At 65.9% G+C, this 12175-nt stretch carries 12 protein-coding genes and 2 pseudogenes; 9 read left to right on the top strand and 5 right to left on the bottom strand.

Going from position 1 to position 12175, the window contains the following annotated elements; translation table 11 throughout:
* Window positions 1-307 precede the first annotated feature (307 nt).
* Complete coding sequence (locus V1227_RS16930) at window positions 308-784, top strand: very short patch repair endonuclease (protein ID WP_329793542.1); 477 nt, start codon at window positions 308-310, stop codon at window positions 782-784.
* A gap of 375 nt (window positions 785-1159) precedes the next feature.
* Here the strand turns inward: V1227_RS16930 and V1227_RS16925 are convergent, their stop codons facing one another.
* The 4 genes from V1227_RS16925 to V1227_RS16910 are packed head-to-tail and all read right to left on the bottom strand — an operon-like array spanning window position 1160 to window position 3301.
* On the bottom strand, window positions 1160-2167 hold the full coding sequence (locus V1227_RS16925; protein ID WP_329793541.1) for a hypothetical protein: 1008 nt from the start codon (window positions 2165-2167) through the stop codon (window positions 1160-1162).
* Window positions 2164-2373 (bottom strand): hypothetical protein, encoded by a 210-nt coding sequence (locus V1227_RS16920; protein WP_329793540.1) that lies wholly within the window; start codon window positions 2371-2373, stop codon window positions 2164-2166. Before V1227_RS16920 ends, V1227_RS16925 begins: the two co-directional genes overlap by 4 nt.
* Window positions 2370-2999, bottom strand: coding sequence for a helix-turn-helix domain-containing protein (locus V1227_RS16915; RefSeq protein ID WP_329793539.1), 630 nt, complete (start codon window positions 2997-2999; stop codon window positions 2370-2372). Before V1227_RS16915 ends, V1227_RS16920 begins: the two co-directional genes overlap by 4 nt.
* Entirely contained in the window at window positions 2996-3301 is a 306-nt protein-coding gene (locus tag V1227_RS16910) for a hypothetical protein (protein WP_329793538.1), read from the bottom strand. Before V1227_RS16910 ends, V1227_RS16915 begins: the two co-directional genes overlap by 4 nt.
* 613 nt (window positions 3302-3914) lie before the next feature.
* Between V1227_RS16910 and V1227_RS16905 the strand changes: the two are divergent.
* The 7 genes and pseudogenes from V1227_RS16905 to V1227_RS16870 all read left to right on the top strand — a co-directional run.
* Window positions 3915-4181 (top strand): annotated as a pseudogene (locus V1227_RS16905) (transposase); the annotation flags it as partial.
* A gap of 5 nt (window positions 4182-4186) precedes the next feature.
* Window positions 4187-5095 carry an IS3 family transposase gene (locus tag V1227_RS16900; protein ID WP_329793537.1) on the top strand — a complete coding sequence of 303 codons (909 nt, stop codon included), beginning with the start codon at window positions 4187-4189 and terminating at the stop codon, window positions 5093-5095.
* A 166-nt stretch (window positions 5096-5261) separates the two neighbouring features.
* Window positions 5262-5684, top strand: a complete 423-nt coding sequence (locus tag V1227_RS16895) for a nuclear transport factor 2 family protein (protein WP_329793536.1) — start codon at window positions 5262-5264, stop codon at window positions 5682-5684.
* Window positions 5685-5753: 69 nt separating this feature from the next.
* Entirely contained in the window at window positions 5754-7145 is a 1392-nt protein-coding gene (locus tag V1227_RS16890; RefSeq protein WP_329794048.1) for an MBL fold metallo-hydrolase, read from the top strand.
* A gap of 363 nt (window positions 7146-7508) precedes the next feature.
* Complete coding sequence (locus V1227_RS16885; protein ID WP_329793535.1) at window positions 7509-8252, top strand: sulfite exporter TauE/SafE family protein; 744 nt, start codon at window positions 7509-7511, stop codon at window positions 8250-8252.
* 86 nt (window positions 8253-8338) lie between these two features.
* A pseudogene (locus tag V1227_RS40675) lies at window positions 8339-9451 on the top strand (IS701 family transposase).
* Window positions 9448-9768: a hypothetical protein gene (locus V1227_RS16870; RefSeq protein WP_329793531.1), complete on the top strand. Its 321-nt coding sequence runs from the start codon at window positions 9448-9450 to the stop codon at window positions 9766-9768. The pseudogene V1227_RS40675 and the gene V1227_RS16870 overlap by 4 nt, the downstream one beginning before the upstream one ends.
* A gap of 152 nt (window positions 9769-9920) precedes the next feature.
* Here V1227_RS16870 and V1227_RS16865 read toward each other — a convergent pair whose 3' ends face one another.
* On the bottom strand, window positions 9921-11261 hold the full coding sequence (locus V1227_RS16865) for an MFS transporter (protein WP_329793530.1): 1341 nt from the start codon (window positions 11259-11261) through the stop codon (window positions 9921-9923).
* A gap of 206 nt (window positions 11262-11467) precedes the next feature.
* Here V1227_RS16865 and V1227_RS16860 point away from each other — a divergent pair, with 206 nt between their 5' ends.
* Window positions 11468-12070, top strand: a complete 603-nt coding sequence (locus V1227_RS16860; RefSeq protein ID WP_329793529.1) for a helix-turn-helix domain-containing protein — start codon at window positions 11468-11470, stop codon at window positions 12068-12070.
* The last annotated feature ends 105 nt before the right edge of the window (window positions 12071-12175 follow it).

Below are 12175 nucleotides of genomic sequence, written 5' to 3'. Positions count from 1 at the left end.
GTGAGCTTCAGGCACGCGTGCATGTCGAGCCCGTCTTCCGGTGAGAGCACCTTAGTGTGCCTATGAACCCGATTTCTCGGTTTCATGCTGCGCCGTCCGAGTGATGAAACACCCATCGGGCAGCACCTGTGAACAAGCTCGACGCGCTGAAGTCGGCAGTTGCTCGGACGGGGCGGCTGCTCCCAATCGCACCATTGCAGGGCAACCACCTGATACCGCCTCGTCTCGTAATATTCGATATCCGCACAGCCACGTCGACCGTTGTCGAAATGAGCAGGTTGTCGGAGGTCACCGGCAGCATGAGGGCGTGTACAACTACCTCGATCCTGGGCCAGCGCCTCCTGCAACACGCCCGGCCACCGCGAAGGTGATGCGCCGCATGAAGCGGTCCGGCACGCGGCCCGAGCTGGCGTTGCGCAGTGCGCTTCACCGCTTGGGGCTGCGCTTCGTCGTGGATCGCGCCCCGCGCGGGACGAATCGCCGCAGGCGCGTTGACATCCTGCTGCGCGGTGCGCGGATCGCCCTGTTCGTCGATGGGTGCTTCTGGCACTCCTGTCCGGTGCACGGGCAACTCCCGAAAGCCAACCGCACGTGGTGGCGGCTGAAGTTGCGGGGCGTCGTGTTGCGCGACCGCGACACGGACGCCCAGTTGACCGCAGCCGGGTGGTTGGTGGTCAGGGTGTGGGAGCACGAAGACCCTGCGGAGGCGGCAGAGCGCGTACGCGGCCTGGTCGCGCTGCGCACCACAACTGCAAAGGTGGGGAAGGCTGACGTCAGGACTTGAATTCCTGGTGGCGGCTGCGCACCGTCTGCCGCAGTTGGCGGTGCAGCTCACGCTTCTTATCGACGACCTGGCTCGGGGATGGGCGGTGTCATGACTCCTGGTGCGGAGGCCGCGCCCAACCGCCGCCGGATAGCGCGCGGCACCAGCGGCGGTTGATGCACCAGTTCAACTCCCGGCCTGGCGGGCTGACTCAGGGATCTGCCATCGCGGGTAGGCGGGACAGCGCCGACTCGGCCAAGCGGCGGACGCGAGAACGCTGGTACTCGGCTCCGGCGATCAGCTCGCCGTCCGAAGCAGGTGCTGTTGTTGCCGCCGCACCTGCGTCCTCAGCGTTCCCTCAACGGGGGCGATCGGGAAAGGATCAACTCGCCGCCCCTACCGCCCTGCATCGTCAGGCTCATGCCACACCCTGCGGAGGGCATCACGGACATCGCGGGCCGTGTCGGTGCCGCACCCCAACGCCTCCCGTAGCCGTGTGGCGGACGGGTCGGTGGACAGTTGGCCGGCGGCGATCATCCAGCGAGCGCGGTCTACCAGCAGGGCCACTCGGTCGCCGTTGGTCCCGCGCTGTGCGGCTGCGCTGCGGGGCACGTTTTGCCTGTACTCCGGGCTGGTGGGGGTAGGAGTAGGGCCTACCGGTAGGCCGTGATCGAGGTCGACGAACGCTGCCCAGATGATTGGCAGAACCGCCACAGCGCCGACCGCGACGAGTGGGCCGATGGCGTGGGCGAGGAGCTGCATCGGGTCGAACCGTGCCCACGGCACCGACACCCGCGGCAGGTGCGGCCACACGTTCAGGGTCAACGTCACCGCCAGCGCCCCGTACTCGACCACCGCCAGGTGCGGGTGGTGCAGCACACGGCCACGGGTGGCCAGGAACGCCCGCGCCCCGACCACCACCAGCAGCACCGTCGAGATCATCGGCTCCACCGCCCAGGCCCCCCACCACGCGGCGGTGTGTTCGACCATGCCTCGGGTGAGCGTGTGGTGGACGCCGGTGGTGGACCACGCCAGCGCCCCGACCAGTGCCGCCAGCGCCGCGGAGGTGAGCACCAAGCGCACCCGTGATGCCTGCCAGGCCCGCGCGGCCGGGTCTTGGGCGAGGGCGTGCAGGCGGGCGGACTCGGCGGCACGCTTGCGGCTGCGGCGGACCCGGTCGGTGTCCACCAACAGCGGCGCGGCGTCGGCCTGCAACTCCAGCAGGACGTGGGCCTCGTCAACCTCCGCCCGGAGGTCTCGGACCCGCTTGGTGGCCGGTGCGACGGCAGCCGGGACAGGATCGGCCGCGGCGGGGGCGTGGGCGGCGACGTAGTTCTCCAGCTCGGCCACGGCGCGCTCCACGTTGTCGTCGTTCGGCTCGGGAAAGGACGCAGCGGTGTTCATCGCTGCACTCCGCAGTCGCCGCCGGGGCAGTCCACGATGTGCCAGGTGCGACGTACGGTGGCGCTGCGGCCCGACAGCAGGTTGGTAGCGTCCAGCAGTCGCTTGGCGGAGGTCCGGTCCTCCAGGCAGTCCGCCGAGGAACGCCAGCCGTCGTTGGGATGGGCGAAGTTCGGCGGCTCCTTGTAGAACAGGTGCACCCGGCTCATCGAGCACCTCCGCCTCGCTGCGGCGCACAGCGCGGGCATGGCACCGACCGCATGCGGTCGTCGTCCAGCCACACCACGCGGGCGCTGACCGGGTCGGAATCACGGGCGTCGCACTGTCCGCACACCGGTGGCATCGCCGAGCGCCTAGTAGGGGGCGCGCTCGGCGCAGGACGGTTATCTGGACGGTTGAAGGACGGTTTGGGCGCCGTGATGACGCCCCTGCTGGTAGCTGCTGACGCCCCCAGGTGCTTCTGCTGACGCCCCCTACTGGTCAGAGGGGCGTCAGCCTGACGCGTCTCGTCCGGAGTTGTGAACAACTTGGTGGACAACGCGAGGTCGTAGACCTGGGGCCGCGAGTTGGCCTCCGGAATCTTGGCGTTGCGCACGTGCGTGCTGCCCGGCCCGATCAGGCCCAACTCCTCCAACGACCGCAGCGAACGCTGGATGGTCCGTCGGGACAGGCGGGTGTAGCGCATCATCCGCTCGACCGACGGGAACGCGTCGCGGCCGTCGGGACCGGCGTGGTTAGCAAGTGCGATCAGCGTGATCGCCAGCGTCGAGGCGTCCTTCCGGTCGGTGGGGATGGGGGCGTGGTTGAGCGCCCAGTTGATGGCTTCGACGCTCACCAGGCACCGTCCACAGCGCGGGCGCGGTAGAGGAGGCTGGCGACGGTGCCCACCACCGAGTTGTCCTGATTGGACAGCCACTCGATGACCCGCCGGTCGTGCTCGCCCAGTTCGATACCGTCCAACGGCTCCAGGAGAGCGGTGACGCGGTCAGCGTGCCGGCGAACGTGCCACTGGTCGGCCGTCTCGTCCGGCTGCAGGCTGTCGAGGCTCGCAACGTCGTCCACATCGAAGGGCGGACGAAGGCGCCGCGGCGGCCGTCGGAGCGGCGTAGTGGAGTTGAGGAACTGGGTGGTGTTCATCGTGAACAGGACCTCTCGTGCTCGGGTCCCGTCTCACAGGTGTCTCACGGACCTGTTGGACGGGGCCGGACTGGAGGCCCTGACCTGGATTTCCGCCGGACTCGACCAGCCACAACGGACCGGATAGGACCACTGTGGACACCAGTTGTCCCGCTGGGGGTCAAGGGGTCGCAGGTTCAAATCCTGTCGTCCCGACGGTCTGAATCAGCCCGCTGATTCTGGGTGAAAGCCCAGGTCAGCGGGCTTTTTCGTGCGTTCTTTTCGATCTTGAGCTGACTGTCCACAGTGGTATATACTGGCGGGTAACTCGGTGTTTGGGAGGATTTTGGGAGAATCGGTTTGCGCGGGGCGAAATAGGGTCGCGTTGGCTAAAGCGAATGGTGTCCTCCATTCGGGTGTTCTTCTTGGCTGTGATCGGCGTGTGACGGCGTTGTCCCAAGCGCGGCAGGGCCTGTTGATCTCATGGATCGTGCACGCTGCGCCTGGAGCGCGCTGGTCTGTGGCCAGTGTCCGCGCGCGGCGGTCCGGGCGGTGTTCAGAGGACTCATCTGGTTGTGAAGGACCAGGAGTCATTAGTGCTTGACCTACGGTTTGGCTCTATCGAGCTCGTGCAGTCCGGTTGTATCGAGAGTCGGATCCGAAGCCGGTGATCCGCCGGCTGGCCGAGCAGCTCGGGGTGCATCACGAAGCACTGCGCAACTGGATCCGGCAGGACGAGGCCGACCGCGGCGAGCGTGACGACAGGCCCACGACCAGCGAGTCCGACGAGCTGCGCAGACTGCGGCGGGAGAACGCCGAACTCAAGCGCGCCAACGAGATCCTCAAGGCCGCGAGCGCTTTTTTCGCCTCGGAACTCGACCCGACCCGGCGACGGTCGTGAAGTTCGTGTCACAGCTTCGCGGCCGCTTCGGGGTCGAGCCCATCCTCCGGGTCCTCGGTATCGCCTCCTCCACCTACTACGGCTGGGTCCAGCGCCAGGCCAACCCGTCACCGCGGCAGCGTCAGGACGAGGAGCTGGTGGCCGAGATCGTGGACATCCACACCACTTCCGGCGGCACCTACGGCAGCCCGCGGGTGCACGCGACGCTGCGCCGCCGCGGGATCCTGGTGTCGCGCAAGCGGGTCGAGCGGCTGATGCGCGGCCACGAGTTGCAGGGCGCGTTCCTGCGCAAGAAGTGGCGGACACCGTCGACCCGGCGTGATCCACGAGCGGCGCCGGCGCCGGATCTGGTCAACCGGGACTTCACCGCCCCGGCCCCGGACCGGCTGTGGGTCGCCGACGCCACCCGTATCCCCACCGGCGAGGGCGTGTTCTGGCTGGCCGCAGTCCGTGACGCCTTCTCCAACCGGATCGTGGGCTGGAAGACCAGCGACCGCTGCGACACCAGCCTCGTCCTCGGCGCCCTGGAATACGGCATCTGGTCCCGCGACGTACGCGACGGACAGCTGATCCACCACAGCGACCGAGGCTCGACCTACACCTCGATCCGCTTCGCGCAACGCCTGGCGGACAACGGAATCCTGCCGTCGATGGGCTCGGTCGGCGACTCCTACGACAACGCACTGATGGAGAACTTCTTCTCCACACTGAAGATCGAGCTCGTGTACCGAAACTCGTGGCGCACCCGCGACGAGGCCGAGAACGCGATCTTCAGCTACATCGACGCCTGGTACAACACCCAGCGCATCCAGAAAGAGCTCGGCTGGCTCAGCCCCGACGAGTACGAGGCCGCCTGGCACGCCGACCAACTCCAGCCATCTATCATCCCTGCGTCCCCAACCGGAGCCAGGTAACCAATCCTCCAAGTTATCGGGGGAACCTCATCCTGCCAGGTTTTCATGTTCTCTTGGAGTTCGCAGTGCAGCTCCGCAGCACGGATGCTGTCAAGTGTTCTGGTGTCAATTTGCCGATCTGGCAAAGAAGCTTTGCCGCTTCACGGGTTGGTGATCCACTTGTCGTGTGAAAAACACTGTTGACACTATCGCTGAGCGCTTCCGGCTCACGTACTCGCGCGAGAGCATCGACCCGAACTTCGGTGAGCTTTTCAGTGACAACGTGGTGGTCTGGCACAACTACGAAAGTGAAATGTCCGTACCCGGCAGGGAACTGGCAAGCATCATGGTCCGCATGGTGAGTGCGTCTTCCGAGATTCTCCGTGATCACCACGACTCCGTGTGGGCGTTGCAGGTGAGCCCAGACGGCTTCACGCTGGCAGCCACGCTGGAGGGTGAGTTGCCGGACGGCACGCCGGTCCGCATTCCACGCTGCCTCTTGATTGATGTTAAAGATGGCCTGATCGTACGTATCAATGAATTCGGCGACCTTGGTCAGCGTGAGCCTTATGACAATTTCCTGAAAGCCTCAGGGAAATTCCGCACCTAATTTACCGTTGTCAATCAGGGAATGGTGGTGCGGTGACTTTAAATCGTCGCATGGGAGAGAGGGACGATGATGTCGTTGGAGGTCGAGGTCGTGACGACCTCGTCACTGGGGGATCGTACTTACCTGGCTCACGACGGAAGCCTGGCGATCGTGGTGGACCCGCAACGCGATGTCGACCGCGTCGTAGAGCTGGCAGGCCGGCTCGGGGTCAAAATTACGCATGTTGCGGAGACGCATCTGCACAACGACTACGTGTCCGGCGGCCTGGCGCTAGCGAGACTGACGGGCGCGGCGTACGTGGTGGCGGGCGCAGACGACGTCACGTTCGAAAGGCTGTCCGTGACGGACGGTGACGAGATCGTGGTGTCCGATCGCATGCGGTTGTCCGTGTTGGCCACGCCGGGGCACACGTTTCACCACGTGTCGTACGTGCTGCAGAGCGCCGAAGGCCCGTTGGGGGTGTTCACTGGCGGATCGCTGTTGTTCGGTACCACGGGCCGCACGGACCTGCTCGGCAAGCGACACGCGAGCACCCTCACGCGTCAGCAGCATTTGTCTGTGCGTCGGCTGGCCGATCTGCTGCCGGATGGGGCCGAGGTGTGGCCGACGCACGGGTTCGGCAGCTTCTGCTCGGCCATGCAGTCCGATGCGCCATCGTCGACGATCGGTCAGGAGAAGACGGCAAACCCGGCGTTGCGGCTGGAGGCGGACGACTTCGTCAGTCAGATGCTCGCTGGGCTTGACGCCTATCCCGCTTATTACGCGCACATGGGCGCGCGGAACGCTGCGGGGGCCGATCTGATCGACCTGACGCCGACGCGGATCGCGGACCCCGTCGAGCTGCGAGACCGCATCGAGGCTCATGAATGGGTGGTGGACCTGCGCTCGCGCAAGGCTTTCGCGCACCGGCACCTGGTCGGCACGCTGAGCTTCGGGCTGGACGGGCCGATGGCCACCTGGCTCGGCTGGATGGCGCCGGCCGGTGCTCCGGTCGTGTTGCTCGGTGAGTCGGCGGAGCAGGTGGCGCAAGCGCAGCGGGAACTGGCGAGGATCGGGATCGACCGTCCGGCGGCCGCCGCGACCGGCACGCCGGAGCAGTGGGCGAACGACGAGAGCGACCTGGCTGCGCTGCCCGTGGCCACCTTCACCGACTTGGCCGCCGCGCGGGCCGGCTGCCCGCCGCATGGCCTACCGCCAGCCGAAGTGGTGTTAGACGTGCGGCTGGTCGGGGAGTGGCGGCAAGGACATCTCGAAGGCGCGGTGCACGTGCCATTGCCCGAATTGCCGCAGCGAGCGACGGAACTGGCGGCCGGAGTGGTGTGGGTGCATTGCCAGTCCGGTTACCGTGCGTCCATCGCGGCGGGCGTGCTGACTGCGGCCGGGCACCGGACCGTGCTCGTGGACGACGACTTCGGCATCGCGCGAGACAGCGGGCTCACCGTGCTGGTGGAGCGGGAGTGAGATCTCCGCTGTTACAAACGTCAGCCAGCTCCGTCGGCTGACGTTTGTAGCAGTTCTGCGATGGATCGACGCGTGCGCACCAGGTGAGTTTGAGACCGCCCATATCTCCGACTCCTGCAACATTCCGCTGGACCTGCTGCGCGAGCGCTGCGGTGAATCGCGCGCCCGCCCTGATGGGCACGTCCCGCTAATTCGTCAGTTCGGCCGGAGTGCGGTGGCGCGCGAAAGAAAACGGACGGCTGTAGGAGTGCCCGACATGTGCAGACCGGGAACACCGTCCTGCAATCACGGCCCAGGTATGACGTTCGTACCGGTCCTCAGTGCATTGGCCGTCAGGAGCGCATCAGCGTGATAGTCGTACTCATGCTCGTCGCCGCTGTGATCGTTGGACTCACACTGGGTGTGCTGGGCGGAGGCGGGTCGATCTTGACCGTGCCCGTCCTGGTCTACCTCGCCGGGCAGGAACCCAAGCAGGCCATCGCCATCTCGCTGTTCGTCGTAGGCATCACCAGTGCGGTTGGCGTCGTGCCGCACGCACGAGCCGGACGAGTGCGCTGGCGAACAGGGCTGGTGTTCGGAGCTGCGGGCATGGCAGGTGCCTACGGCGGTGGTCGGCTCGCCGACTTGATTCCCGCTACGTGGCTGCTGGTGGCCTTTGCGGTGATGATGGTCGCGAGCGCGATGGCGATGATCCGAGGTCGGCGTCAGAGCGCTCCGGCGAAGCCGCACGGGGAGACCCCGGTCGTTCGGGTCGTTGCCGAAGGTCTCGTGGTCGGCGTGGTAACCGGCCTCGTCGGAGCCGGTGGCGGCTTCCTCGTGGTACCCGCGCTGGTTTTGCTGGGCGGCCTGCCCATGGCGGTCGCCATCGGTACATCGCTCGTTGTGATCGCGATGAAGTCATTCGCGGGGCTTGCCGGCTACTTGGCCACCACGCACGTTGACTGGACACTCACTCTGATGGTCGCCGGCGCAGCGGTGGTAGGCAGCCTGGTCGGTGGGAAGTTGGCAGGCCGCGTCCCGGAAACGCTGCTGCGCAAGGGGTTTGGTTGGTTCGTGCTCCTAATCGGAGGATTCGTGCTCGTGCGGGAGCTTTCGGCGACGATCTGAGTTGTTCCAGAACTGCTTGTGGCGACAGCGAGAGCAACCGCTAGTGGTGCAACAGCACTTGTGTTCCGTGGTGGATCATGTTGTGTGTGGTCGTCGATGTCGCTGCGGCGAAGTCGGGCCGGTTGCGTGATCGGTTCGTCAGGTCGGAGCCGCGTGATCGGGTGCGGGACTACGTGCTCGGTCTGGTCGCGGGGTTGAGCGCAAGAACGGCTGGTCGTCGGCCGAGCGGGCCGGTGAGGTCTCGCCGGACGGGATGCAGCGGTTGTTGCGGCGGGCGGACGGGGACGTCGAGGGCGTCCGGGACGATCCGCGCGACTATGTCGTGGAACATCCAGGTGCTCAGGACGGGTGTTGATCGTCGGTGACACAGGGTTTCTGAAGAGAGCTCTCGTTCAGCGGCTGTGCAGCAGCAGTATTCGGGGACCACCGGTCGCACGCAGAACTGTCAGATGGGCGTGTTCCTGGCCCACGCGTCGGCGCGGGGCACGCGTTGATCGACCGGGAACTCTATCTGCCGGAATCTCGGACCGCGATCCGAGCCTGTGCCGGGCGGCCGGTGTCCCCGGTGAGGTGGAGTTCGCCACCAAACCGCGGAACGCGATGGCAATGACCGAGCGCACGCTCGAGGTGAGGGTGCCTTTCCGCTGGGTGACTGCCGACGAGGCTGACAGGCAGGCCAAGCATTTGCGGTTCTGGCTCGAGCAGCGCGACGTGGCGTAGGTGCTGGCCACGAGGATCAACGACATGCTGTCCACCACCGACTTCGATCAGGATCGCGCCGACGCCCTGATCGCGGGGGTGCCGGCACGGGCCTGGCACAGGTCGTCGGTGGTCGCGGGGCGCATCGTCCGCGCGAGTACGACTGGCGGGTGCCGATCCGCGTTTTGCGGGAATAGGGCCGCGGACACTGGTTGCTGGACCGCCGCAGCATCACCGATCCTGGCGAGATCGCCTACTACGTCCGCTTCGGGCCCCGTCGTTGCACGCTGCCGGACCTGGTCTGGGTCGCCGGCGTCTGCCGGCGCATCGAGGAATGCTTCCAGCAAGCCAAAAACGAGGCCGGGCTTGACCACTACCAGGTCCGTACCTGGCGGGCCTGGCATGCCCTCATCAACCTGTCCATGCTTGCCCATGCCTGGCTCGCCATGACCAGATCCCTTGCCGCAAAAGGGGAACAACCCACAGCAACGAGGGCATGATCGGCTTCACGTTCCCCGAGATCCGCAGCATGCTCGTCGGCCTGGTCCTCCGGCCGACAACCAGCATCGAACAACGTCTGGTCCTGGTCGTGCCGATGCCGACGACGCCAACACCAAGCCCGCAGTTCGGAACCGCCAAGACATCTTCACCGGGCAACGACGATCGACCAGTTCGTCCAGCAAGTCACCCGTACTTTGAGCAGGGGACACACTATGGCGCCGTGGCGAGCTTGTCGTCGACAAGCTCGTGCGGGATCACGGCGAAAGTTGGAACGCCTGCTTGGCTCGCCGGTACAGCCGACGCAACGACACCTTGACCGCACAGATCACACCTGATGGATCGCCCCGACAGCGAATCCAACCTCAACCGCTTTCTCCGCAGCTGCGTGACGAAACTACAAGAACCACCAACACAGCCGGATCGTCGACGCGATCCGGCCGTGAGTGCGTGCTTGACGTGAGGCTCACGTCAAGCGGTGTTGGCGTGGGCGAGGCGTCGCCCCCAGAATCCGAACAGCAGGAGACCGGCCAGGGGAAATGCAGCTGCGGCCAAGAGGGTCGTAGGCAGGCCCGACTCGATGCCGCCGTTGTCGGCGAGGACACCGGTCAGCACGGCCAGGCCCATTCCGGCGCCGAGCTGTTGCAAACCTTGGGTGACGCTGGAAACCGCGCTGAGGTGCTCATGCGGCGCTTGGTGCATGATCACCGCGGTCACAGGGGCGAACGCAGCTCCCGCACCCAGCCCGAGCAGCACCGAGGGCAGCAGTACAACGGCGATCGGAGCGTGCGCCTGCGTGGCAACCACCGCCATCGACGTGATGCCCAGAACGAGGCCGGCGAGTCCCGCGATGCCTATGATTCGTTCGCCCAGCTGCGGGATCATGCGTGGAATCACCTGGTTGGTGACGATCAGCGCCACGGTGTAGGGAACCAGGGAAAGACCGGTCTCCAGCGGCGTGAACCCGAAGACCCGCTGGGTCAGCAGCGTGGTGAAGAACAGGAAGCCGACCTGACCTGCAGGGATGAACAGCATGGACAGCAGTGGTCCAGCGCTGCGCATCGTACTGAAGAGGTCCAGGGGCATCACCGGATGCAGGCGTCCGCGCTCCACCAGGATCAGCGCCAGAGCGGACAACGCGGCTACGACGAACGCGCTGACGACCAGAGGGTTGGACCAGCCGGACTCCGCCGCGGTGGTGAAGGCGTAGACGAGCGCGACCATGGCCGAGGTCGATGCGATGGCGCCCGCGATGTCGAGAGAGGTACGGTGACGCGGCAATTCGGGCAACCAACGCAGTGCGGCGATCATCGTGAACGCGCCGATCGGTGCGTTCACGAACATCACCCACTCCCAGCCCAGGCTCTGGGTGAGCACACCGCCGGCGAGAAGGCCAAGGGCCGCACCACTACCCGAGGCGAGCACGAACAGAGACATGGCTCGCGCCCGTTGCGGTCCTGGCGCGGTGATGTTCATCAAGAACACCATGATGGACGGCGCTGCGAGTGCGGCACCGATGCCCTGCGCCGCCCGCGCCGTCACGAGCATTACGGCCGTGGACGCGAATCCGCCCGCCATCGAGGCGCCTACGAATATCGCCAGACCGATCAGCAAGGCGCGTTTGGGGCCGATCATCGCCCCGACCTTGCCACTGAGCAGGATCAAGCCCCCGAATGACAACGCATAGGCAGTGACCACCCAAGACAGGCCCGCGCTCGTGAATTCGAGTTCCCGGCCGATGTCGGGCAGTGCCACGTTGACGATCGAGGTGTCGACCACCAGCATCAGCTGTGTCAACACCAACACGGCCACAGCTACCATCACTCGACCGCGCGGCACGGCGACTCTCGGTTCAGCCGCTGCGTCCTCGGCCACGGAGGCCGACGCCGTTGAACTACTACCTTTGACCATTCTCCGCTCCAGGGTCCAATCGCGGGCTCGGGTGAAGCGCCCTGGCAAGGTTCGGGGCAGCGGGTTGGTAGTCGCAACAACTGTTGCTGCGGTGGCAAACTGGGGAGATGGACGATATCTCCTCCACAATGGACGCAATCGGACCGAGGCTTCGGCGCCTGCGCAAGCAGCGAGACCTCACGTTGACCGGTCTCGCCAGATCCACCGGCATCTCCGTGAGTACGCTCTCGCGCCTGGAGTCCGGTCAGCGCCGCGCCACGATCGAGTTGCTGCTGCCCCTCGCCCGAGAGCTGCGTGTAGCCATGGACGACTTGATCGGGGCGCCGGAAACAGGTGATCCGCGCCTCCGCAGCAAGCCGATCACCCGTAACGGCATGACGCTTCTGCCCCTCACTCAAAGGGCGGGCAACCTCCAGGCCTACAAGTTGATCATCTACCCGAGAAGGCGTCCGCGGCGGCCGGAAGTGTCCAGCCACGAAGGTTACGAGTGGCTATATGTCCTCAACGGACGTCTGCGTCTCGTGCTTGGCGGCAACGACCTCGTCATGGGACCGGGCGAGGCAGCGGAGTTCGACACCAAGACGCCGCACTGGTTCGGCAACGCCGATGAGCATCCTGTGGAGGTGCTGACCCTCTTCGGTCACCAGGGTGAACGTGTCCATCTGCGTGCCGCTCCGAGCCGTGCCAAGAAGCAGGCGCAGGGCGAGTAGTCACCTGGAGTGCTTGCGACCAGCGGCACCAGATGGTCACCCGATTTGACGAAACGGCAAAATTCTTGGGGTCTTTGCAACGCCGTGGCTAGCTTCGCAGTTGCG

Source organism: Lentzea sp. DG1S-22 (assembly GCF_036321065.1).
In the GTDB taxonomy this organism is placed as follows: domain Bacteria; phylum Actinomycetota; class Actinomycetes; order Mycobacteriales; family Pseudonocardiaceae; genus Lentzea; species Lentzea jiangxiensis.
The sequence above is the reverse complement of the archived record's forward strand: the minus strand, read 5'-3'. Positions and strand labels throughout refer to the sequence as shown.